At 66.8% G+C, this 21,000-nt stretch carries 23 protein-coding genes and 1 tRNA gene; 11 read left to right on the top strand and 13 right to left on the bottom strand.

The genetic code is table 11. The annotated features are described in order from the left end of the window. Window positions 1-55 precede the first annotated feature (55 nt). A complete protein-coding gene (locus FGL25_RS09915; RefSeq protein WP_138141610.1) occupies window positions 56-1,204 on the top strand; it encodes an efflux RND transporter periplasmic adaptor subunit in 1,149 nt (382 codons plus the stop codon). After that, complete coding sequence (locus tag FGL25_RS09910) at window positions 1,204-4,440, top strand: efflux RND transporter permease subunit (protein ID WP_076224078.1); 3,237 nt, start codon at window positions 1,204-1,206, stop codon at window positions 4,438-4,440. The genes FGL25_RS09915 and FGL25_RS09910 overlap by 1 nt, the downstream gene beginning before the upstream one ends. A gap of 162 nt (window positions 4,441-4,602) precedes the next feature. Here the strand turns inward: FGL25_RS09910 and FGL25_RS09905 are convergent, their stop codons facing one another. From FGL25_RS09905 to FGL25_RS09885, 5 genes are all read right to left on the bottom strand, one after another. Then, a complete protein-coding gene (locus FGL25_RS09905; protein ID WP_050796619.1) occupies window positions 4,603-5,142 on the bottom strand; it encodes a c-type cytochrome in 540 nt (179 codons plus the stop codon). A 78-nt stretch (window positions 5,143-5,220) separates the two neighbouring features. Further along, entirely contained in the window at window positions 5,221-5,847 is a 627-nt protein-coding gene (locus FGL25_RS09900; protein WP_003164430.1) for a TetR family transcriptional regulator, read from the bottom strand. Window positions 5,848-5,954: 107 nt separating this feature from the next. Further along, window positions 5,955-6,359, bottom strand: a complete 405-nt coding sequence (locus FGL25_RS09895; protein ID WP_197733819.1) for a GNAT family N-acetyltransferase — start codon at window positions 6,357-6,359, stop codon at window positions 5,955-5,957. Between the two features lie 215 nt (window positions 6,360-6,574). Beyond that, on the bottom strand, window positions 6,575-6,892 hold the full coding sequence (locus tag FGL25_RS09890; protein WP_138141608.1) for a hypothetical protein: 318 nt from the start codon (window positions 6,890-6,892) through the stop codon (window positions 6,575-6,577). A 166-nt stretch (window positions 6,893-7,058) separates the two neighbouring features. Then, window positions 7,059-7,134, bottom strand: a tRNA-Thr gene (locus FGL25_RS09885). A 51-nt stretch (window positions 7,135-7,185) separates the two neighbouring features. Here FGL25_RS09885 and FGL25_RS09880 point away from each other — a divergent pair. Next, window positions 7,186-7,536, top strand: coding sequence for a DMT family protein (locus tag FGL25_RS09880; protein WP_046653721.1), 351 nt, complete (start codon window positions 7,186-7,188; stop codon window positions 7,534-7,536). A gap of 4 nt (window positions 7,537-7,540) precedes the next feature. Here FGL25_RS09880 and FGL25_RS09875 read toward each other — a convergent pair whose 3' ends face one another. Beyond that, on the bottom strand, window positions 7,541-7,978 hold the full coding sequence (locus FGL25_RS09875; RefSeq protein WP_138141607.1) for an HIT family protein: 438 nt from the start codon (window positions 7,976-7,978) through the stop codon (window positions 7,541-7,543). A gap of 113 nt (window positions 7,979-8,091) precedes the next feature. Here FGL25_RS09875 and FGL25_RS09870 point away from each other — a divergent pair, with 113 nt between their 5' ends. Both FGL25_RS09870 and FGL25_RS09865 read left to right on the top strand, forming a co-directional pair. Then, a complete protein-coding gene (locus tag FGL25_RS09870) occupies window positions 8,092-8,448 on the top strand; it encodes a phage holin family protein (RefSeq protein ID WP_003164436.1) in 357 nt (118 codons plus the stop codon). Window positions 8,449-8,521: 73 nt separating this feature from the next. Then, entirely contained in the window at window positions 8,522-9,094 is a 573-nt protein-coding gene (locus tag FGL25_RS09865) for a DUF2239 family protein (RefSeq protein ID WP_138141606.1), read from the top strand. 19 nt (window positions 9,095-9,113) lie between these two features. On the opposite strand, the gene FGL25_RS09860 is transcribed toward FGL25_RS09865, so the two are convergent. Continuing rightward, on the bottom strand, window positions 9,114-10,517 hold the full coding sequence (locus tag FGL25_RS09860) for a D-alanyl-D-alanine carboxypeptidase (protein WP_138141605.1): 1,404 nt from the start codon (window positions 10,515-10,517) through the stop codon (window positions 9,114-9,116). 268 nt (window positions 10,518-10,785) lie between these two features. Between FGL25_RS09860 and FGL25_RS09855 the strand changes: the two genes are divergently transcribed. After that, on the top strand, window positions 10,786-11,256 hold the full coding sequence (locus tag FGL25_RS09855) for a phasin family protein (protein WP_003164441.1): 471 nt from the start codon (window positions 10,786-10,788) through the stop codon (window positions 11,254-11,256). Window positions 11,257-11,312: 56 nt separating this feature from the next. Here the strand turns inward: FGL25_RS09855 and FGL25_RS09850 are convergent, their stop codons facing one another. Continuing rightward, window positions 11,313-11,852 (bottom strand): nuclear transport factor 2 family protein, encoded by a 540-nt coding sequence (locus FGL25_RS09850; RefSeq protein WP_138141604.1) that lies wholly within the window; start codon window positions 11,850-11,852, stop codon window positions 11,313-11,315. Window positions 11,853-11,992: 140 nt separating this feature from the next. On the opposite strand from FGL25_RS09850, the gene clpS reads away from it, so the two are divergent. Next, a complete protein-coding gene (clpS, locus tag FGL25_RS09845; protein ID WP_003164443.1) occupies window positions 11,993-12,322 on the top strand; it encodes an ATP-dependent Clp protease adapter ClpS in 330 nt (109 codons plus the stop codon). Between the two features lie 12 nt (window positions 12,323-12,334). After that, window positions 12,335-14,638, top strand: a complete 2,304-nt coding sequence (gene clpA / locus FGL25_RS09840) for an ATP-dependent Clp protease ATP-binding subunit ClpA (protein ID WP_138141603.1) — start codon at window positions 12,335-12,337, stop codon at window positions 14,636-14,638. Between the two features lie 155 nt (window positions 14,639-14,793). Here the strand turns inward: clpA and FGL25_RS09835 are convergent, their stop codons facing one another. The 4 genes from FGL25_RS09835 to FGL25_RS09820 form a co-directional block, all read right to left on the bottom strand. Further along, window positions 14,794-15,099, bottom strand: coding sequence for a CsbD family protein (locus FGL25_RS09835; RefSeq protein ID WP_040346555.1), 306 nt, complete (start codon window positions 15,097-15,099; stop codon window positions 14,794-14,796). Window positions 15,100-15,199: 100 nt separating this feature from the next. Then, the gene (locus tag FGL25_RS09830) at window positions 15,200-16,345 is read right to left on the bottom strand and encodes a GNAT family N-acetyltransferase (RefSeq protein ID WP_138141602.1); all 1,146 of its coding nucleotides are present in this window, start codon (window positions 16,343-16,345) and stop codon (window positions 15,200-15,202) included. Continuing rightward, complete coding sequence (locus FGL25_RS09825; RefSeq protein WP_003164447.1) at window positions 16,342-16,800, bottom strand: RidA family protein; 459 nt, start codon at window positions 16,798-16,800, stop codon at window positions 16,342-16,344. The genes FGL25_RS09830 and FGL25_RS09825 overlap by 4 nt, the downstream gene beginning before the upstream one ends. Window positions 16,801-16,854: 54 nt before the next feature. Then, on the bottom strand, window positions 16,855-18,129 hold the full coding sequence (locus FGL25_RS09820; protein WP_138141601.1) for a DNA polymerase IV: 1,275 nt from the start codon (window positions 18,127-18,129) through the stop codon (window positions 16,855-16,857). Window positions 18,130-18,253: 124 nt separating this feature from the next. On the opposite strand from FGL25_RS09820, the gene FGL25_RS09815 reads away from it, so the two are divergent. Together FGL25_RS09815 and FGL25_RS09810 are read left to right on the top strand one after the other, a co-directional pair. After that, window positions 18,254-18,631: a response regulator gene (locus FGL25_RS09815; protein ID WP_138141600.1), complete on the top strand. Its 378-nt coding sequence runs from the start codon at window positions 18,254-18,256 to the stop codon at window positions 18,629-18,631. Next, window positions 18,628-19,989, top strand: coding sequence for a PleD family two-component system response regulator (locus FGL25_RS09810; protein ID WP_046653709.1), 1,362 nt, complete (start codon window positions 18,628-18,630; stop codon window positions 19,987-19,989). Before FGL25_RS09815 ends, FGL25_RS09810 begins: the two co-directional genes overlap by 4 nt. Window positions 19,990-20,081: 92 nt before the next feature. Here the strand turns inward: FGL25_RS09810 and rpmG are convergent, their stop codons facing one another. Next, a complete protein-coding gene (gene rpmG / locus FGL25_RS09805; RefSeq protein WP_003164451.1) occupies window positions 20,082-20,249 on the bottom strand; it encodes a 50S ribosomal protein L33 in 168 nt (55 codons plus the stop codon). A 126-nt stretch (window positions 20,250-20,375) separates the two neighbouring features. On the opposite strand from rpmG, the gene FGL25_RS09800 reads away from it, so the two are divergent. After that, complete coding sequence (locus FGL25_RS09800) at window positions 20,376-20,990, top strand: hypothetical protein (protein ID WP_138141599.1); 615 nt, start codon at window positions 20,376-20,378, stop codon at window positions 20,988-20,990. Window positions 20,991-21,000 lie beyond the last annotated feature (10 nt).

Below are 21,000 nucleotides of genomic sequence, written 5' to 3'. Positions count from 1 at the left end.
GTAACGGCGGTGACCCGTTAAGCGGGGGCGCTTGTTGTCGGGGAGACTGCGTCGCGTGTTCAAACGCCATTTTTTCATTATCGGCGCAGCCTGCGTATTGGGGCTGATGGTCGTGGCGGCGATCATCAAGATCGCGGCCGGCGGCGGTGACGCAGGCCAGCAGCGCGGTCCGGGGGGACCGGGCGCCGGCCGTGGCCAGATCGTCGCCGAGGTCGTGGCGGGGCGTCGCGAATTCGCTGACCAGATCCGCGTGCTGGGCGTGGCCCGCAGCCGCCGCTCGGTCAACATCACCTCGAACACGACCGAACTGGTGACCCGGGTTATGTTCACCGACGGCCAGGCCGTGGCGGCGGGGGCGCCCCTGGTCGAGTTGCAGGCGCGCGAGGAAGACGCGGATCTGATCCGCGCGCGCGCCCAGCTGGAGAACGCTCAGCGCGAATATGACCGCTATCGCATCCTGGCTGAGCGCGGCGTGGCGCCGCGCGTCATGGCCGAAACGGCCGAGACGGCGCTGAAAACGGCCCAGGCGGCCATGGCGGCGTCGGAAGCGCGTCGCGGAGACCGTATCCTGCGCGCGCCCTTCGCCGGCGTGCTGGGCCTGACGTCGGTCACGCCGGGCACCCTGATCTCGCCGGGCGCGGTCATCACCACCCTGGACGACACCAGCGGCGTTCGCGTCGACTTCCCCATGCCGGAACGCTATCTGGGCGTCCTGCCCGTGGGCGCGCCGATCACGGCGACCACGGACGCCTTCCCCGGCGAAGAGTTCAACGGCCGCATCGCCCTGCTGGATACTCGGGTCAATGAACAGACCCGCGCCGTCATCGCCCGCGCCGAATTCCCCAACCCCGGAAACCGCATCCGCCCGGGCATGATGATGCGCGTCGCCGTCCACCAGGGGCGCCGCCAGAGCCTGGCCGTGCCTGAGGCGGCTGTTCAGTATGAGGGCCAGGGCGCCTTCGTTTATCGCATCGCGCGCGGCGAAACGGGCACGACCGCCCAGCGCGTCGAGGTCCAGACCGGCGCCGTCGAGAGCGGCTTTGTCGAGATCGTTTCGGGTCTGGGCAACAACGACAGCATCGTCGCGTCCGGCTTGAACCGCATCCAACCGGGCGCCCCCGTCACCGTCGAAGGCGCCGAAGGTCAGCAGCGCGGCGCTCCAGCCAAGGGCGGCGCACGCGCGTCGCAGGCGGCCCGCCCATGATGCTGTCCGATGTTTCGGTCCGGCGCCCCGTCTTTGCGGCGGTGGCGGCCATCGTCCTGTGCGTCATCGGCGCCGCGGCCTTCTTCTTCCTGCCCGTGCGCGAGCTGCCGGACGTGGACCCGCCGGTCGTGTCGGTCAGCACCAACTACGCCGGCGCCTCGGCCGAGGTGATCGAGAGCCGGATCACCGAGCCGATCGAGCAGCAGATCGCCGGCATCCAGGGCGTCGAGCGCATCAACTCGACCAGCCGCGACGGCCGCTCCAACGTGAACATCGAGTTCTCGCTGGACCGCAATATCGACGATGCGGCCAATGACGTGCGCGATCGCATCTCGCGCGTGCTGGGCCGCTTGCCGGATCAGGCCGACCCGCCGGAAGTGGCCAAGGCCGATTCCGACAGCCAGCCGATCATGATCATGTTCCTGCGCTCCACGACAATGGACCGAATGGAGCTGACCGACTACGCCCGCCGCTATCTGGTGGATCGCTTCGCCACCGTGCCGGGTGTGGCTCAGGTCAACATCTTCGGCGAGCAACGCTACGCCATGCGCATCTGGCTGGACGCCGGGGCCATGGCGGCGCGGGGGCTGACCGTCACCGACGTCGAGAATGCGCTGAACAGCCAGAACGTCGAACTGCCCGCAGGCGCATTGGAGTCGGCGCAGAAGGACTACACCGTCCGCGTGGCGCGCAACTACGCCGACCCGGCCGATTTCGCCCAACTGCCCATCGGCACGCGCGGCTCGGCCTCGACCGCCACGGGCGCGCAGGCGTCGGGCACCCTGGGCGCGGCCTCGGCGGCCATGACCAACGGCGTCACCGGCGCCCTGATCGGCAACGCCGCCTACGTCACCCGTCTGGGCGACATCGCCCGGATCGAGGAGGCGCCCGCCGAGGCGCGCCGCCTGTTCCGCGGCAACGGCGTCGATCAGATCGGCCTGGCCGTCACCCGTCAGGCCCAGTCCAACGACCTGCAGATCTCCGAAGGCGCGCGCAAGCTGATGGAAGAGATCGCCCCCAGCCTGCCGCCCGGCACGACGCTGGAGGTCGGCTCCGACAACTCGGTCTTCACCTCGCACGCCATTGACGAGGTGTGGATCACCATCGGCATCTCCATGGCCCTGGTGGCCCTGGTCAACTTCATCTTCCTGGGCAGCCTGCGGGCGGCGATCATCCCGTCGGTGGTGGCGCCTATCTGCCTTCTGGCGACCTTCATCGTCCTGGCGCCGCTGGGGTTCTCACTGAACCTGCTGACCCTGCTGGCCCTGGTGCTGGCCATCGGCCTGGTCGTCGACGACGCCATCGTCGTGGTCGAGAACATCCAGCGCCGTCTGGATCACGGCGAGCCGCCGCTGGTGGCCGCCGAGCGCGGCGCGCGTCAGGTCTTCTTCGCCGTCGTGGCGACGACGATCGTGCTGCTGTCCGTGTTCGCGCCTCTGCTGTTCCTGCCGGGTTACGTCGGGCGCCTGTTCGTGGAGCTGGCGGCGGCCATCGCCGCGGCCGTGGCCTTCTCGGCCTTCCTGGCGCTCAGCCTGTCGCCCATGCTGGCGTCCAAGATCCTGAAGCCGGCGCACACCGGCGGCTGGGTTGCGCGGCGCGTGGATGCGGGCATGGACGCCCTGAAGCGGTCCTATGCGGCTTCGCTTGACGCCCTGCTGGGCCGACGCATCGCTGTCGGCGGGGTGGCGGCCGTCATCGTGCTGGTCGCGGCGGGGGCTACAGGCATTTTCCTGCACCTGCCGAACGAGCTGGTGCCGAACGAGGATCGCGGGCGCGTGACCCTTCGGATCGCCGGGCCTGAGGGCACGGGCTTCGACTACACGCGCGAGATCATGCTGGGGTTGGAGCCGATCCTGGCCGAGTATCGTGAGAACGGCGAGGCGGCCAACTTCCTGGTGTCCTCGCCTGGTTTCGGCGGTTCCGGCTTCAGCTCGGGCAGCGCCATCCTGAACCTGTCCGACTGGTCCGAGCGCGACCGCTCGGCCGACCAGATCGCCCAGGAGCTGAACGGCAAGCTGCGCAACCAGACCGGCGCCCAGGTCAACGCCTCGACGCCCGGCGCCTTCCAGCGCGGCGGCGGCAACTCCAACTCGGTCGAGATGGTCGTCACGGGTTCGGAATACGCCGCTATCTACAACTGGCTGCAGCCCATCCTGGCGGCGGCGCAGGAGAACCCCGGCTTCTCGCGGCCGCGCCTGAACTATGAGCCGAACGCGCCGCGTCTGCTGGTCGATGTCGATCCGCAGAAGGCGGCCGCCCTGGGCGTCTCCTCGCAACAGATCGGCCGCACGCTGGAAACCATGTTCGGTTCGCGCCGCGCCACGACCTACATCAAGGGCGGTCAGGAATACGACGTCATCCTGCAGACCGAGCGTGACAATCGCCGCGAAGTGACGGACCTGGAGTCGCTCTATGTCTCGACCGGCACGGCCCAACTGGTGCCGTTGTCCGCCGTGGTCTCGACCAAGACTTCGGGCGATACGCCGGACCGTCGTCGTTTGGATCGTCAGCGGGCGATCACCCTGGCGGCCGACCTTAATCCCGGCATGACCATTGACGACGCGGTGCAGTTCCTGAACGCCGAGGTCGCCAAGCAGCCGCAGGGCGTGACCAATATCCGCTGGGGCGGCGCCGCCCGCGACCAGCAGGAGGCGGGCAGCGCCGTCGGCTGGGCCTTCGCCCTGGCCCTGCTGCTGGTCTTCCTGGTTCTGGCGGCCCAGTTCGAGAGCTGGATCACCCCGGCGGTCATCATGCTGACGGTGCCGCTGGCGGCGGCGGGCGGGCTGTTCGGTCTGTTGATGGCGGGTTCCAGCCTGAACATCTACAGCCAGATCGGCCTGATCATCCTGATCGGCGTGGCCGCCAAGAACGGCATCCTGATCGTCGAGTTCGCCAACCAGCTGCGCGATCAGGGGCGGAGCATCCGCGAGGCGATCATCGAGTCCTCGTCGCTGCGCCTGCGTCCGATCATCATGACCTCGATCGCCACCGCCTTCGGCGCCCTGCCGCTGGTGCTGTGGCAAGGGGCAGGGGCGGGCAGCCGTCAGACCATCGGCGTGGTGATCTTCACCGGCGCCATGTTCGCGACGGTGCTGACCCTGTTCGTGGTGCCGGTGATCTACGGCGTGTTGGCACGCTTCACCAAGTCGCCGGAATACACCGCCCGCAAGATCGAGGAATGGGAAGCGCAGGAGAAGCGCGACGGCCTCGAGCCGGACATGAGCCCGGCGGAGTAGTTTCCTTCTCCCCTTGTGGGAGAAGGTGGCTGCCGAAGGCAGACGGATGAGGGGTTTTGCGACATCAGATGAAGGGACGCGCGTCAGGCGTCCCGCAACCCCTCATCCGACCTCGCTCCGCTCGGCCACCTTCTCCCGCAAGGGGAGAAGGCTAGGCGTTGCTCACTCGCCGGTCGGCTTGAACCCCGTCTCGACCTTCAGGAAGGCGATCACGTCGCGACGGTCCGTGGCGTCGGGCAGGCCGGCGAAGCTCATCTTGTTGCCGGGCAGGAAGGTGCGTGGGTTCTGCAGCCAATGGTCCAGGGTCTCGGCGTCCCAGGTGAAGTCCGCTGTCCGCAGGGCGTGGGAATAGCTGTACTTGTCCCGAGCGCCCGCCTCGCTGCCGAAGACGCCATAGAGGTTGGGGCCCGTCATGTTCGGCCCGCCCGGCGTGATGGTGTGGCACGAACGACAGCGGGCGAAGGCGCGGCGGCCGTTCTCCAGATCCGCCTTGTCATAAGGGGCGGGCAGGGAGGTCAGCAGGGCGGCTTTCTCTGTCTCGGTCAGCGCGGGGGGCTTGGGAGCTTCGGCCGCGCCCGTTCCCGAACCTTCGGCGCCTTGGCCGCAGGCCGTGAGGCCCAGAGAGACTGCTAGCGCGGCGGCCAGCACGACGGCCGGGCCGGACGCGCGGCGGATCGTGGGGAAGGACGAAAGACGGAACATGACGCACTCCTTGGCCGAGGGTCATGCTTTAGCCCATGAGGGCGCCGTCGCAATGGACAGCTTGTCCAAGCGAGGGCGTCAGCGCCCGGTGGTCAGCTTCACCACGATGTGGGCGGTGGTGTCGATGATGGCTTCCGGCGTATCGGCGCGGCGCATCAGTTCGAAGCCCGCCGCAACGGATTCCACCAGGTTCGCCGTCTCATAGGAGGTCAGGCGGGGATTGAGCCCCTCGGGATGCAGGCCGCTGGCGTGGGCCTGGGCGATGCGGCGCTCCAGAGCCAGGTGCAGGCGACGCAGGCGGCGGATGCGGCTCTCGGCGAAGGCGGGCTCGCCCATGTCGGCCAGCATGTGCTCGACCCGCAGCACCGGCCCGTGGTCGCTCCACAGGCCCAGAACCTCCAGCACATAGGCGCGCGCCGCCTCGAAGGCGCGTTCGCCGGACCAGTCGGCGTGGATGTGCGCAGCCAGCCGCTGGAAGTCCTCGCCTGCTTCTTCGCACAGCAGCAGCAGGCCTTCCTCGACCGAAGCGAAGTAGGTGTAGAAGGTCGGCGCCGACACCCCCGCCGCCGCCGCCACGTCGGCGGGACGGATTTCGCCCAGATGCTTGCTGTTCAGCAGTCTGCGCAGAGCGTCCAGCAGGGCGCGCCGGGTGCGGGCGCCCCGTGTGCGGATCCTGTGACCCAGCTTGTTGGTCGTCTCGGACATGTGGGAGGCGGCCGAAGTTGCGATGGAAACGGGCCGAAAAGGGGAGAAGGCGAAGGCCTAGCGGCTTCCGCCCTCTGCGACAAGCGCGACTCGGGCCGCGACGGGCCCTACAGGGTGGCGCAGACCTCGACCTCGTCGCCGAAGAAACCGCCCGTGGGCACGAAGCCCAGACGGCGATAGAAGCCCTCGGGGCTGCCTTCGCCCAGGCCGTAGCTGGTGAAGAGCGTGGCGTAGCCGCGACGACGCAGGCGCTGCTTCACCATCTCGACGACCCGGCGGCCGACGCCCGCGCCCTGGTGCGGGCCTGCGATCATCAGGCGCCACAGATAGGGGCCGTCGCAGTCGATGCCGTCGTCCCACTCGTCGCCGTCGTTGACCATGACCAGGCCGACGAGTGTTTCGTCCAGGTAGATCGCTCGAAGCCATGTCGCTTCGGAACAGAAACCCTCGGCGATGGACACGCCGTTATCGGCGACGACAGCGCGTTGCGCCGGCGACAGAGTTTCGCTCAACTCGCAGACTTCGCTGACATTTTCAGAGGTGATGCGGCGGAAAGAGATTTCATTTTCAGGAGACATGGACGGCATATTGCAAAGCCTCTCCATGCTTCGCCCTGCGACGTATGGACGCCGAACGCCTGAGGCGCGGGAGAGGAGGCGAGGGCCCTCGTCTCGCGGACGCCGTGACGGGCTGTTCGCCGTCCTGCCGGTTTGAAATCGGCGTTCTGCTAGTTCAGAGCGCGGCATTTAGAGGTGGAGTTGTTCATGACCGGGTCGTCGATCATACAGAGGACGTATCGGTCGCCGTTCGTGAGAATGAAGGAGAACGACTCTGTATTGGGGTTGTACATCTCGGTCCGATAGTTGGTATGCGAGATGATCTTCCAGCCTGTATTCAGCAATTCGGTCATTGATTGAGAAAGCGGAACCCAATCCGTAGCGCGGTGCTGGGGATCGGGGTCCGGAACCCTCTGCCGCCGTGCTTGGGCCTCGACAGCCGTCGGAATCATCACGAGCAGAGCGAGCAGCAGGGTGAATTTTCGCATTTTCATCCTTTAGGGCGGCCAAACGACGGGCGGGCGAGCGAAGGCCCTGGGCGTCGAACGTCGTCGGCGGATGGTAGCGTGAGGAATCGCGATCCGTCGATACGGATAACCGCGTCGCATCTCGCGACGTGCGGGCCTGATCATTCCCGGTCTGATCGGGAGAGGGTGGTGCCGGTTGCAGGGATCGAACCCGCGACCTTCGGTTTACAAAACCGCTGCTCTACCAGCTGAGCTAAACCGGCGTGGCCCGCCTTATGCTGGCGGAATCTCTTTGACGCAAGCACACTGATCGAATGCCTTCGCTGCCCTATCTCGCGCCCATCGTCATGCTGGCGCTGTCCAACGTCTTCATGACCTTCGCCTGGTACGGCCACCTGAAATTCGGGGCCAAGCCGCTGTGGATCGTGGTCCTGATCAGCTGGGGGATCGCCTTCTTCGAATACTGGCTGGCCGTGCCCGCCAATCGCATCGGCCATCAGGTCTATTCGGCGGCCGAGTTGAAGACCATGCAGGAGGTGATCACCCTGCTGGTCTTCGCGATCTTCTCGGTGATGTATCTGGGGGAGAAGCTGACGGTGAACCACCTGATCGGCTTCGCCCTGATCGCCGGCGGCGCCTTCTTCATCTTCAAGGGACCGCTGTAGGCGGTCAGTCCAGGGCGGCCGCGATCTTCTGGGCCAGGGCTTTCAGCTGTTCGGCGTCGGCCATGGGGGCGTGGCCATGGCCCTTCATCGGGCGATCGGTCCAGCGCGGCACGATGTGGAAATGCAGGTGGAAGACCGTCTGGCCGCCTGCGTCGCCGTTGAACTGCATCAGGCTGAGGCCTTCGGGCTTCAGCGCCTTTTCGACCGCGCGGGCCGTGCGCTGGACGGCGGAGGTCAGCTTGGCCAGGGGCTCGGGCTCGATCTCCAGGATGTTGCGGGCGGTCGACGTCTTGGACACGACCAGGACGTGCCCTTCAGACTGGGGAAACACGTCCATGAAGGCCAGGACGTCGTCGTCCTCCCACACCTTCACGCTGGGCATGTCGCCGCGCAGGATCTTGGCGAAGATGTTGTCCGGGTCGTAGGCGCCGTGAAGGCTCATGGGGGTCTCCTTCGGGGTAGGGCGCTCAGCCTAGCAGGCGATCTCGTGCGGCGCACGGAGCGGAACGCCGCGATATGCGCTTATACGGTCAAGGTTCTTCAGTTGGAGGCGTCATGCTGGGTTTCATCGTTCAGGCCGTGGTCACGGCGATCGGCCTGTGGGCCTCGGCCAAGCTAGTGCCGGGGGTGGAGTTCACCTCGACCGGCTCGCTGATCGCGGCGGCGGTCATCCTGGGCGTGGTCAACGCCTTCGTGCGGCCGCTGATGGTGATCCTGACGCTGCCTTTGACCATCGTCACCTTCGGCCTGTTTCTACTGGTGGTGAACGCCGCCATGATCGGGCTGACGGCCATGTTCCTGGGCGGCTTCGTCGTCGATGGCCTGTGGGCCGGGATCGGCGCGGCCATCGTCACCGGCGTGGTCAGCTGGATCGCCGGCGCCCTGTTCGGGGGCGTGGACGAGCGGAGATAATAAATTACCCGGGCAATATTGACGCGATAATATCATCCGGGTAATTCCGTCCTCAACAAAGCGAGGACGGATTATGACTCTGTGCACGGCCTTCGACGGCCATACGATGATCGCGACCGGGCCGTTGGCTCAGGTCGCGGGTGCGGTGAAGGCCGCGCACGACTCCGGACGGGCGGTTCTGGTCTTTCGGGATGAGGATGCGCAGCCGGTGGACCTGGATTTGCGCGGCGATCTTGCGGCGGTGCTGGCGAGACTACCGCCCGAGCCGTCGCAGCCTGAACCTGAGAAGCGCGGGCCGGGGCGGCCGAAGCTGGGCGTGACCGCGCGCGAAGTCACCTTGCTGCCCCGCCATTGGGACTGGCTGGCGTCCCAGCCGGGCGGGGCGTCGGTCGCCTTGCGCAAACTGGTCGAAACCGCCCTTCGCGAGGCGGAGGCGCCGGATCGGATGCGTCGCAGCCGTGAGGCGGCCTATCGCTTCATGACCGCCGTGGCGGGCGATCTGCCGGACTATGAAGAGGCCGTGCGGATGCTGTTCGCGGGCGACTGGACGGCGTTCGACGCCTGGACGGAGGCCTGGCCCGTGGACGTGCGTGATTACACGCGGCGTCTGGCGGAGCCGGGCTGGCGCAACGGCCAGGGCCGCTAATAAGCCCGGGACGCTGAGGTCAGCTGGGGCGGATCACCATGCAGGTGACGCGACGCTCGGACAGGGCCTCGCACGCCGCCTCGGCCGACTGCTGGGTCATGCCGGTGAAGCGCGACCGATACCAGCCGTTCGCCGTCTGCACGTCGCGCTGAGCGCTCGAGAATTGGGTGCGGAAGCGGCGGCTGACGTCGTTCAGCCAGTCGCGCGCGACGGCTTCCTCGCGGAAGGCGCCGACCTGGACGGTCCAGCGGCCGGCCGGAGCCGGGGCGGCGGCGCGCGCAGAGGTGTTGCGGGTCGCGCGGGCCGGCGCCGCCGGCGCGGCGGCCGAACCACCGTTCAGCGCGGCGGTCAGGCTTTCGGGCGGGCGGTTCTCGGCGCGGCGCGCCGACGGCGGCGGCGTCACCTCCGTCGGCAGGTTGCGCGGCGGCGGACCGGCGACATAGGCCACCTCGGTCGAGGAGCCGACGCCTTCGCCGTCCTCATCCGACAGGGAGGCGTAGGCGATGGGCGGCGAGGGATCAGCGCTGATCCCAAAGCCGCGCTGTTCGAAGAAGGCCTGGGCCAGTTGGATGCGCTCGCCCTGGCCGCGGCGACGCTGAACCTCGAAGCCGGTGTCCATCAGTTCGGCGACGTGGTCGTTGCGGCTCTTGGTCGAGCGGCCGCCCATGACGATGGTGATGATCCGCTTGCCGTCGCGCACCGAGGACGCCGCGAGATTGTAGCCCGAGGCGTTGGTGAAGCCGGTCTTGATGCCGTCATAGCCGCGCCCGGTGGCCAGCAGGCCGTTGGTGTTGCGGTAGTCGCGGCCCTTGTAGAACCAGTCGTGCAGGCCAAGGTAGCGATAGTATTGCGGATAGTCGCGCATGACCGCGCGGCTCAGGATCGACAGGTCGCGCGCCGTGGTCGCCTGTCGCGTGTCGGGCAGGCCGTTGGCGGTGGTGAAGCGGGTATGCTCCATCCCCAGCTCGCGCGCCTTTTCCGTCATCATCTGGGTGAAGCGGCCTTCGGAGCCGCCGATGTGTTCGGCGATGACCACGGCCATGTCGTTGGCGCTGCGGACGGCCGTGGCGCGCATGGCGTCGTCCAGGCTGATCGTCTGACCGGCGGCCAGGCCCAGCTTGGACGGCGGCTGCGACGCCGCGCGCGGCGAGACGGTCAGGTTGTCGTTCAGGTTGACCTTGCCCGACTCCAGCGCCTCGAACGCCAGGTACAGGGTCATGACCTTGGTGATGGAGGCCGGATAGCGTCGCGCGTCGGCGAAACGCGAGAACAGGACTTCACCCGAGGCGGCGTCGACCACGATGGCCGCATACCGGCTGTCGGACGACTGGGCTTCCGGCGGCGCGACGCCGATCGTCGGCGTCAGGACGATTCCGCCCAGGACCAGGGCGGCCAGGAAACGTCGGCGGAATAGGGCGTTCATGGGCAAGCTACTAGCCTCGTCACTGTGGCGCGAAGACGGCTGCGATCACGCACGTTACAAAGGCTAACATCCGCTTCCCCGGTTTCGAGAGGGTTAACGGCGCGTCAACAGACTTGTGATCGCTCTCCGCATCCAGAGGGCAGGTTATCAGCGATCATATTGTGCGTCGCACAAATTTCACTTGAAGTTTCTTCGCAGGTGCACCATATCGCCGTTGTCGCGATGGGCCCGCCTGTCGCCAGAACTCTTTTGCTTCAGGAGACTCCCCATGGCTGACGCCGCTGAGACCGTGAAGAAGACCGTCGAACAAACCACCGCCAAGGCCAAGGCCCAGGCTGAATCCATTCAGGCCGCCGGCGCCAAGGCGTTCCGTGAAGGCGTCGACAAGTCCGTCGCCTCGCTGAGCGAACTGAACGCGCACGGCAAGAAGAACCTGGAAGCCGTGGTCGAATCCGCCGCCGCCGCCCAGAAGGGCGCCGAGGCCCTGTCGCAACAGGCCGTGGCCTACAGCAAGAAGTCCTGGGAAGACGGCGTCGCCGCCGCCCAGTCCTTCTCGCAGGCCCGCTCGGTGCAGGAACTGTTCGAGCTGCAGACCAACTGGGCCAAGTCGGCCGCCGAGGCCTATCTGGCCGAGTTCGGCAAGGCGACCGAGACCATGACCGCCTCGGTCAAGGACAGCTTCAAGCCGATCAACGAGCGCGTTTCGGCCGCCGTCGAGCAGTTCCAGGCCGCCCGCTAAGGCGCGACTGCACGCTTAATGCGAACGAGGCCCCGGCGGAGACGCCGGGGCCTTTTTCATGGCTTCGCTTCGGCGCTCATGGGCGCGTGGTCGATGCTGAAGGCGCGGGCCAGCCGCCAGCGCCCGTCCGGCTCCAGCCGCCACAGGACGGAGAAGCGGGCGCGCCCGACCAGGGTTTCCGGCCCGTCGCCCTGCCGTTCGTAGAACAGGTGGCTGCCTTCTTGGACGGCGCCGACGCCGGGGATGGCGTAGACCCGCATCGTGCCGGGCACGAGTTCGCGCCGTGAGCGCCAGGCGTCAGGGGCGGTCCGCGCCGCGCAGCCCTGGCGATAGTCGTCGATGAAGCGCGCCCGCGTCGCCGTCAGTCCGCCCCGATCGTGATAGAATTCCAGGTCGTCTGTCACCAGATCGGCCAGGGCCTCGGGATCGCATCGGTCGAACATGACCGAAAACAGGGCCGCGTCCTGTTCAGCGATGATGGGGGCGAGGGCGGCGTCATCGGTAGGGGCGGCGGGCGTTTGGGCCAGCGTCAGGGCGACGAACAGTCCGGCGATCAGGGGCATGGCGGCGGTCCGGGGCAGGGAACGGAAGCGCATTGGTGCGGTTCCTGAGCCGAGATGTCCCGTGAATCTTTGGTCAGGCGGCCGGGGTCACGCAGGCTGTGACTGGACGCATCTACAAATCAGGCCATCATTCCCTATCTGATCTTTTGACACTCCCCGATTACGGACCACGAATGCCTAACAGACGGCCAGGTGAGCAGGGCGGAGGCGCAGGCGCTGCCGTCGTCACCGAGACAAAGCCGAAACTTCAGCGGCCCTCGCTCTATCGGGTGCTGATCCTGAATGACGACTACACCCCCATGGAGTTCGTCATCTACGTGCTGGAGCGGTTCTTCCAGAAGAGCCGCGAGGACGCGACCCGCATCATGCTGCACGTGCACCAGCATGGCGTCGGGGTCTGCGGCGTCTTTACCTACGAAGTGGCCGAAACCAAGGTCGCCCAGGTGGTCGAGACGGCGCGACGCCACCAGCACCCCCTGCAATGCACGATGGAAAAGGACTGAGAGGAACCTGCCATGCCTTCGTTTTCCCGTCCTCTCGAAGAGACCCTGCACCGCGCGGTCCACTACGCCAACGAGCGCCGGCATGAATACGCCACGCTCGAACACCTGCTGCTGGCCCTGATCGACGATCCGGACGCCTCGGCCGTGATGACGGCCTGCAACGTCGATCTGGGCGCGCTGAAGGCGGCGCTCGGCTCCTATGTCGACACCGACCTGGCTGCCCTGGCCACGGCGGACGGCGACGACGCCAAGCCCACCGCCGGTTTCCAGCGCGTGATCCAGCGCGCGGTCATCCATGTCCAGTCGTCCGGCCGCGAGGAAGTGACCGGCGCCAACGTCCTGGTCGCCATCTTCTCCGAACGCGAAAGCCACGCCGCCTATTTCCTGCAGGAGCAGGACATGACGCGCTACGACGCGGTCAACTTCATCGCCCACGGCATCGCCAAGAAGGCCGGGGCGGCCGAAGCCCGCTCGGTGCGCGGCGCCAGCCCCGAAGAGGCCGAGGACGGCTCGGTCGTCAAACAGGGCGGCGAGGCGCTGGAAGCCTATTGCATCGACCTGAACGAGAAGGCCCGCAACGGCAAGATCGACCCCCTGATCGGGCGTCAGGCCGAGGTGGAGCGCTCGATCCAGATCCTGTGCCGCCGCACCAAGAACAACCCCCTGCTGGTCGGCGATCCCGGCGTCGGCAAGACCGCCATCGCCGAAGGTCTGGCCCGCAAGATCGTCAACGGCGAGGTGCCGGAAGTCCTGAAGGACGCGACGATCTACAGCCTCGATATGGGTTCGCTGCTGGCGGGCACCCGCTATCGCGGCGACTTCGAGGAGCGGCTGAAGCAGGTCGTCAAGGAGCTGGAGAGCCACGAGAACGCGGTCCTCTTCATCGACGAGATCCACACCGTGATCGGCGCGGGCGCGACCAGCGGCGGTGCGATGGACGCCTCCAACCTGCTGAAGCCGGCTCTGGCGTCCGGCAGCCTGCGCTGCATGGGCTCGACCACCTACAAGGAGTATCGCCAGCACTTCGAGAAGGATCGCGCCTTGGTGCGTCGCTTCCAGAAGATCGACGTCAACGAGCCGACGATCGAGGACACGGTGAAGATCCTCAAGGGTCTGAAGACGACCTATGAGACGCACCACAAGCTGCGCTACACGGACTCGGCCATCCGCACGGCGGTCGATCTGTCGGCGCGCTACATCACCGACCGCAAGCTGCCGGACAAGGCCATCGACGTGATCGACGAGGCGGGGGCGTCGCAGATGCTTTTGCCGGAATCCAAGCGCAAGAAGGTCATCGGTCAGAAGGAGGTCGAGGCCGTCATCGCCAAGATGGCCCGCATCCCGCCCAAGTCGGTGTCGAAGTCGGATACGGAATCCCTGCGCGAGCTGGAGACCGATCTGAAGCGCGTCGTCTTCGGTCAGGAACAGGCCATCGACCAGGTCTCGGCGGCGATGAAGCTGGCGCGGGCGGGTCTGCGCGATCCGAACAAGCCGATCGGCGCCTTCCTGTTCAGCGGCCCCACCGGCGTCGGCAAGACCGAGGTGGCCAAGCAGCTCGCCGCCACCCTGGGCATCGAGATGCAGCGCTTCGACATGTCCGAATACATGGAGCGCCACACGGTCAGCCGCCTGATCGGCGCGCCTCCGGGCTATGTCGGCCATGATCAGGGCGGCCTGCTGACCGACGCCGTCGACCAGCATCCGCACTCCGTCGTGCTGCTGGACGAGATCGAGAAGGCGCACCCCGACGTCTACAACATCCTGCTACAGGTGATGGACAACGGGACGCTGACCGACGCGGTGGGCAAGAAGGTCGATTTCAGGAACGTCATCCTGATCATGACCACCAACGCCGGCGCCGCCGACAATGCGCGCGCGGCCATCGGCTTCGGCCGGGGCAAGGTCGAGGGCGAGGACGACAAGGCCATCCAGCGCCTGTTCGCGCCGGAGTTCCGCAACCGTCTGGACGCCATCGTGGCCTTCAAGCCGCTGGGCGCCGAGACGATCCGCTCGGTCGTGACCAAGTTCGTGCTGCAGCTGGAAGCCCAGTTGGCGGACCGCAACATCACTATCGAGCTTACCGACGAGGCGACCGACTGGCTGGCCAAGAACGGCTTTGACGAACTGTATGGCGCACGGCCCCTGGCCCGCGTCATCCAGGAGCATATCAAGAAGCCGCTGGCCGACGACATCCTGTTCGGCCGCCTGACCCGTGGCGGCCACGTCAAGGTCGAGTTGAAGGACGGCAAGATCGCCTTCGACATCACCCCGACCAAGGGCGCGGCGGTGAAGGAAGAGGAAGAAGAGACGGCCTGATCTTATCCTTCTCCCCTTGTGGGAGAAGGTGGCCCGTCAGGGCCGGATGAGGGATCTTGCGACGTGAAAAAGGGGTTGCGGGATTTGTCGTCCCGCAACCCCTCGTCCGTCTCGCTTCACGAGCCACCTTCTCCCACAAGGGGAGAAGGCCTTGATCAGCGTTTGCGGCCCAAGGCGCCGAGCAGCACCGCCGCGCCGGCGATGATGCCGGTGGTCAGCAAGGGCTTGCGGCGGGCGAAATCCAGACCCTTGCGGGCGGGATCGCGCAGGTCGGCGGGGGCCTTGTCCACCATGCCGTCCAGGCCGTCGATGACGCGGCCATAGGCGTTCTGCGCCTTGCCCTTGAATTCATTCAGCTTGCCTTCGACCTGAAGCTTGCTGTCGCCGGTCAGGCGGCCGAGGCCGTTCTGCAGCTTGCCGCCCGCTTCGGTCACGGCGCCTTCGATGCGTTGGTCAGTCATGATCAGTTCCTGATGCGAGTGAGGAGGAGACTCCGGGAAAAAGCGCATCTGGACGGCGACGGTTCCTGATGTTCTGCCGCTCGCGACGAAATGTCAGGGGTCAGTCCTGACGGTAGGGCGAAAGCTCCGCCGTCATGGCGTGCATCTCCGCCTCCACCGCCGGGCGTTCCTGCTCCAGATAGCGGGCGACCGGATCGCGCAGAGCGGGATCGGCGATGAAATGGGCCGAATAGACGGGGGAGGGCAGGTAGCCGCGCGCGATCTTGTGATCCCCTTGCGCGCCCGCCTCGACTCGCGACAGGCCGCGCGCGATGGCGAAGTCGATGGCCTGATAATAGCACAGCTCGAAATGCAGGAAGGGCCGGTCGACCAGCGTCCCCCACTGGCGACCGTAAAGGGCGTCACGTCCGATGAAATTCAGCGCGCCCGCCACCGGCGTCTCGCCGTCGAACGCCATGACCAGGGCGATGCGGTCGGCCATGCCGGCTCCGACGCGGGCGAAGAAGTCGCGCGTCAGATAGGGCCGCCCCCATTTGCGGTCGCCGGTGTCCATGTAGAAGGCGAAGAAGGCGTCCCAGTGCGCCTGGGTGATCTCCGCCCCGGTCAGGATGCGGATGTCGAGACCGGCCTGCGCCTCGCGCCGCTCGCGTCGGATGGTCTTGCGCCGGTTGGACGACAGGGCGGCCAGGAAGTCGTCGAAGCTCCGATAATCGTCGTTGCGCCAGATGAACTGGATGTCCCGGCGCGGCAGCAGACCCGCCTCGGTCATGGCGCGCCATTCGACCTCAAGCGGGAAGTTGACGTGCAGGGACGAGATGCCCAGTCGCTGGGTCAGCGTCAGCGCGCCTTGCAGCAGGGCCTCGCGCACCGCGGCGGCGTCGCTTCCCGGCGCGTTCAGAAAGCGCGGGCCGGTCGCTGGCGTGAAGGGCACAGCGCCCAGAAGCTTGGGGTAGTAGCGGCCGTCGGCGCGTTGATAGGCGTCGGCCCAACTGTGATCGAAGACGTATTCGCCCTGACTGTGGCCCTTCAGATAGAGGGGCATGACGCCGATCACGGCGCCGTCTTCATCATGCAGGGACAGGTGGCGCGCCGCCCAGCCCTCGGACGGGACGGCGCTGCCGGACGCCTCGCAGGCGTCAAGGAAGTCGTAGGAGACGAAGGGATCGCCGCTCGGGGTCGCACAGGCGTCCCATGCGTCCCGGCCTATGGCGGAGATCCGGTCGTTGACCTGGAGGGTGAAGCTCACTTCACCTCGATGACGGCGTCCACTTCGACGGCGAAGCCGAGCGGCAGCTTGTAGACGCCGACGGCCGAGCGCGAGTGCTTGCCCGCGTCGCCGAAGACCTGGACCATCAGGTCCGAGCAGCCGTTGATCACGCCGGGGATGGCCTCGAAGTCCGGCCCGGCCTGGACGAAGCCGCCCAGCTTGACGATGCGGACCACGCGATCCAGGTCGCCGTCGACGGCGGCGTTGATCTGGGCCAGCAGGTTGATGCCGCACAGGCGGGCGGCCTCGGCGGCCTGCTCCGGGGTCACGTCCACGCCGACGGTGCCCTTGATGCCGCCGTTGGCGTCGTTCGACAGCTGGCCCGAGATGAAGATCTGCTCGCCCGAGCGGACGTAGGAGACATAGCTGGCGACCGGCTTGGCGGGCTCGGGCAGGGTGATGCCGAGTTCAGCGATGCGGGCGTGAATGCTCATGGGGCGACTCCGTATGAAAGTGTGGAGGGGGTTTAGCGCGGCGCGGCGGCCGCGTCATCCGGGGCGTTCATTTGGTCGCTTCAACGCGCGTCCGGCCACCACGGCGGCGGCCCCGAACTTGTCGCGCAGAGCGTCGATGGCGGTCTCGGTCTTCAGGGCGCGGGTCTCGGCCGTGGCGAACAGGCCGGCGGGCGCGTCCTGAGCATCGGCGATGTCGGCCATGCCGATGCCGATCAGTCGATAGGGCACGCCCAGTTCCGGTTTCAGCAGGTCGCGCCCAGCGGCGAACAGGGCGCGCGCCGTCTGCACCGGCTCGGCCAGGGTGATGCGGCGGGTGACGATCTTGAAGTCGGTCTTGCGCAGCTTCAGCACCACCACGCGGCTGGCCACGCCGTCGCGGCGGGCCTTGGAGGCCAGCTTCTCGCACAGGGGCCACAGCTCGGCCTCCAGCGCCTCGGCCGTGGTCAGGTCGTCGTTGAAGGTGGTCTCGGCGCTCATGCCGCGACGGTCGTGGTCGGGGTTCACCGGGCGGCTGTCGCGCGCGTGGCTGAGGTCGTGCAGGCGCAGGCCCGTCTCGCCATAGCGCCGGACCAGGTCCTTCACATCGGCGGCGGCCAGATCGCCGATCGTTGCGAAACCGTCCGAGCGCAGGGTGCGGCCGAACACCGGCCCGACGCCGGGCAGGGTGGTCACGGGGCGCGGCGCCAACAGCCCTTGCGCCTCGGCCGCGCCGATGACGGAGAAGCCGCGCGGCTTGTCCAGCTCTGACGCGATCTTGGCCAGGAAGCGGTTGGGCGCCAGGCCGATGGAGACGCTGAGGCCCGTCTCGTCCTCGATCCATTTCTGCAGCCGCGCCAACTGAAAGGCGGGCGGGCCGCCGTTCAACCGCTCCGTGCCCTTCAGATCGATCCACGCCTCGTCCAGCGACAGGGTCTGGACCAGCGGCGTCAGGCGGTGGACGGCGCCGAAGATGCGCTCGCTCTCGGCCACATATTTGCGGAAGTCCGGCTTGATCACCACGGCGTCGGGACAGGCCTTGAGCGCCTTGAACATCGGCATGGCGGAGCCGACGCCATACAGCCGCGCCACATAGCAGGCGGTGGAGACCACCCCGCGCTTGCCGCCGCCGACGATGACCGGCCTGTCGCGCAGTTCGGGTCGGTCCCGCTTCTCGACCGAGGCGTAGAAGGCGTCGCAGTCCAGGTGGGCGATGTGCAGATCGCTCAGCTCGTCATGGGCGATGATCCGGCGCGAGGCGCACGACGGACACCGCCCGACCTTGCGGTCGCCGGTCCACAGGCAGTCGCGACAGAGGGCCGTGATGGCCAAGCAAGAACTCCGTTTGTCTCGGCTTCACGTCAACTTAAGACTGCTGCGGTCACAGTGCATCCAAGAAGGCGCAACAGCCCACCGCAAAAGCGGATGAACAAGAGGCGCAACAGCCGGGTGGCGGATGTCCAAGAAAATCCTCATCGTCGAGGATAATGAGCTGAACATGAAGCTTTTTCATGATCTGCTCGATTCTCAGGGGTATGAAGTGCTGCAGACCCGCGAAGGGCTGCAGGCGCTGGCCATTGCGCGCGAGCACCGCCCCGATCTGATCCTGATGGATATCCAGTTGCCGGAAATCTCGGGCCTTGAAGTCACCAAATGGCTCAAGGACGACGAAGAGCTGAACCATATCCCCGTCATCGCCGTTACAGCCTTCGCCATGAAGGGTGATGAAGAACGGATTCGCCAGGGGGGCTGTGAAGCCTACATCTCCAAGCCGATCTCGGTCATTTCCTTCCTGGAGACGGTGCGCAGGCACCTGGGTCAGGGGGCGGCATGAGTGCGCGAATCCTGGTGGTCGACGACGTCGAGGCGAACGTCCGGCTGCTCGAAGCCAAGCTGACCCTCGAATACTACGACGTGCTCACCTGCCATGACGGCGCGACCGCCATCGCCCTGGCCGGCGCCGAGCAGCCGGACCTGATCCTGCTGGACGTGATGATGCCGGGCATGGACGGCTTCGAGACCTGTCGCCGGATCAAGGCGGCGGCGGACACGCGCCATATCCCGGTGGTGCTGGTGACGGCGCTGGACGGACGGCATGATCGGATCAAGGGCCTGGAGGCCGGGGCCGACGACTTCCTGTCCAAGCCGCTGGACGATGTGATCCTGATGGCGCGTGTCCGCAGCCTGACCCGGCTGAAGATGGTCATGGACGAACTGCGCGAGCGCGAGGAGAGCGGGCGCCGGGTCGGCGTCGACACCGGCGGCGTGGCGCGTCTCAAGGGGTCTGGCGGGCGCGTGCTGATCGTCGACGACAACACGCTTCAGGCCCAGGTGATGGCGCAGGAGCTGTCGCGAGAACACCGCCCCCTGATCGAGCCCTCGGCTGAGGCGGGGCTGGAGACGGCCCGCGGTCCGGTCGATCTGGTGATCGTTAACATCACGTCCGAACGGTTCGACGGCCTGCGGCTGATCGCCCAGCTTCGCTCCAAGGAGCCGACGCGGCGTCTGCCTATCCTAGCGGTGGTGGACACCCAGGACCGGCCGCGCCTGCTCAAGGCGCTGGAGCTGGGCGCGCACGACCTCCTGATCCGTCCCATCGATCCCGAGGAACTGGCGGCGCGGGTGCGGACCCAGGTGCGCCGCAAGCGTTACGGCGACTTCCTGCGCGAGAAGCTGGACCACAATCTGGAGATGGCGGTCACAGACCCCCTGACCGGCCTGCACAACCGGCGCTACATGAACGGCCAGTTGGACGCCCTGGTGGCGCGCGCCAATCGCGGCGGCGACCCGGTGGCGGTGCTGGTGCTGGACATCGACCACTTCAAGGCGGTCAACGACAGCCTGGGCCACGACGCGGGCGATGAGGTGCTGCGCGAGTTCTCGGTGCGGCTGGCGACCAATGTGCGGGCCGTGGACCTGCCGTGCCGGTTCGGCGGCGAAGAGTTCGTGGTGGTCATGCCCGGCACGACGCTGGAGGACGCCCATCGCATCGCCGAGCGAATCCGCCGCGACGTCGGCGCTTCGGCCTTCCGCATCCTGGGCGGCGAGCCGTTGAGCATCACCGTCTCGGTCGGCGTGGCGGCGACTATGGGGGCGGACGACACGCCGGCCTCCCTGCTGAAGCGCGCCGACGAAGGCGTCTATGAGGCCAAGAAAGCCGGCCGTAATCGGGTGGTGGCCCGCGCCGCCTGACGCGCCTGTGGTCGCATGACGGACAACGAAAAACGCCCGGTCCTGCGACCGGGCGTTTCGATTCTTGCAGATTCAAGCGGAGGGCTAAGCCCTTACTTGATCTTGCCTTCCTTGAACTCGACGTGCTTGCGGACGACCGGGTCGTACTTCTTGACGACCATTTTCTCGGTCATCGTACGGGCGTTCTTCTTGGTGACGTAGAAGAAGCCGGTGTCAGCGGTGGAGTTCAGACGGATCTTGATGGAAGCCGGTTTGGCCATCGGAATTACCTCTGCGACGGCGAAAGCCGCTTGAAATAAGAGGCGCGGAACATACTCAGGACGGGCTCAAAGTCAACGGTTTCGATGTCGCGTTGAGCGGCGCCGCAGAAGCGTTAGTGTTTCGACATGAAAACGCCCTACTTCAAGCCCGCCCACGCCCTGTCCGTCGCCGTCATTGCGGCCGCATTGACGTTGTCCGCCTGCTCGTCCGAACCGGCGACGCCCGCCGCAAAGCCCGATGCGGCCTCGGCCACGGCGCAGGACGCCTTCTTCGCCAATCTGACCGCCCTTTGCGGCCAGCGCTTCGAGGGCAAGGTCGTCACGACCGAAGCCGCCGACTCGGATTTCGTCGGCAAGCGTCTGCTGATGCATGTGCGCGACTGCTCGAAGGATGAGATTCGCATTCCCTTCTGGGTCGGCGAAGACCGCTCGCGCACCTGGGTCGTGACCCGCACCGAATCGGGCCTGCGGCTGAAGCACGATCACCGCCAGCCGGACGGCAAGACGGATCCGCTGCACTGGTACGGCGGCGATACGAAGAACGAAGGCACGGCCGAGCGTCAGGAATTCCCGGTGGATCAGGAATCCATCGATCTGTTCAACGCTCAGGACGCCTCGGTCTCGACGACCAACGTCTGGGCAATGGAGGTCCATCCCGGCAAGACGTTTACCTATGAACTGCGCCGGCCGAACCGCCATTTCCAGGTTGATTTCGACTTGACCAAGCCGGTCGCCGAATAAGACGCGAGGC

The sequence above is a fragment of the Brevundimonas vancanneytii genome (assembly GCF_901421975.1).
GTDB classification, from domain to species: domain Bacteria; phylum Pseudomonadota; class Alphaproteobacteria; order Caulobacterales; family Caulobacteraceae; genus Brevundimonas; species Brevundimonas diminuta.
This window is presented reverse-complemented; position numbering and strand designations above follow the sequence as displayed.

Excerpts from the sequence above, each read along its gene's own strand:
- FGL25_RS09910 (WP_076224078.1), top strand. The coding sequence starts at position 1,204 with ATGCTGTCCGATGTTTCGGTCCGGCGCCCCGTCTTTGCGGCGGTGGCG.
- FGL25_RS09905 (WP_050796619.1), bottom strand. The coding sequence starts at position 5,142 with ATGTTCCGTCTTTCGTCCTTCCCCACGATCCGCCGCGCGTCCGGCCCG.
- FGL25_RS09900 (WP_003164430.1), bottom strand. The coding sequence starts at position 5,847 with ATGTCCGAGACGACCAACAAGCTGGGTCACAGGATCCGCACACGGGGC.
- FGL25_RS09890 (WP_138141608.1), bottom strand. The coding sequence starts at position 6,892 with ATGCGAAAATTCACCCTGCTGCTCGCTCTGCTCGTGATGATTCCGACG.
- FGL25_RS09880 (WP_046653721.1), top strand. The coding sequence starts at position 7,186 with ATGCCTTCGCTGCCCTATCTCGCGCCCATCGTCATGCTGGCGCTGTCC.
- FGL25_RS09875 (WP_138141607.1), bottom strand. The coding sequence starts at position 7,978 with ATGAGCCTTCACGGCGCCTACGACCCGGACAACATCTTCGCCAAGATC.
- FGL25_RS09870 (WP_003164436.1), top strand. The coding sequence starts at position 8,092 with ATGCTGGGTTTCATCGTTCAGGCCGTGGTCACGGCGATCGGCCTGTGG.
- FGL25_RS09865 (WP_138141606.1), top strand. The coding sequence starts at position 8,522 with ATGACTCTGTGCACGGCCTTCGACGGCCATACGATGATCGCGACCGGG.
- FGL25_RS09860 (WP_138141605.1), bottom strand. The coding sequence starts at position 10,517 with ATGAACGCCCTATTCCGCCGACGTTTCCTGGCCGCCCTGGTCCTGGGC.
- FGL25_RS09855 (WP_003164441.1), top strand. The coding sequence starts at position 10,786 with ATGGCTGACGCCGCTGAGACCGTGAAGAAGACCGTCGAACAAACCACC.
- FGL25_RS09850 (WP_138141604.1), bottom strand. The coding sequence starts at position 11,852 with ATGCGCTTCCGTTCCCTGCCCCGGACCGCCGCCATGCCCCTGATCGCC.
- clpS (WP_003164443.1), top strand. The coding sequence starts at position 11,993 with ATGCCTAACAGACGGCCAGGTGAGCAGGGCGGAGGCGCAGGCGCTGCC.
- clpA (WP_138141603.1), top strand. The coding sequence starts at position 12,335 with ATGCCTTCGTTTTCCCGTCCTCTCGAAGAGACCCTGCACCGCGCGGTC.
- FGL25_RS09835 (WP_040346555.1), bottom strand. The coding sequence starts at position 15,099 with ATGACTGACCAACGCATCGAAGGCGCCGTGACCGAAGCGGGCGGCAAG.
- FGL25_RS09825 (WP_003164447.1), bottom strand. The coding sequence starts at position 16,800 with ATGAGCATTCACGCCCGCATCGCTGAACTCGGCATCACCCTGCCCGAG.
- FGL25_RS09815 (WP_138141600.1), top strand. The coding sequence starts at position 18,254 with ATGTCCAAGAAAATCCTCATCGTCGAGGATAATGAGCTGAACATGAAG.
- FGL25_RS09810 (WP_046653709.1), top strand. The coding sequence starts at position 18,628 with ATGAGTGCGCGAATCCTGGTGGTCGACGACGTCGAGGCGAACGTCCGG.
- rpmG (WP_003164451.1), bottom strand. The coding sequence starts at position 20,249 with ATGGCCAAACCGGCTTCCATCAAGATCCGTCTGAACTCCACCGCTGAC.
- FGL25_RS09800 (WP_138141599.1), top strand. The coding sequence starts at position 20,376 with ATGAAAACGCCCTACTTCAAGCCCGCCCACGCCCTGTCCGTCGCCGTC.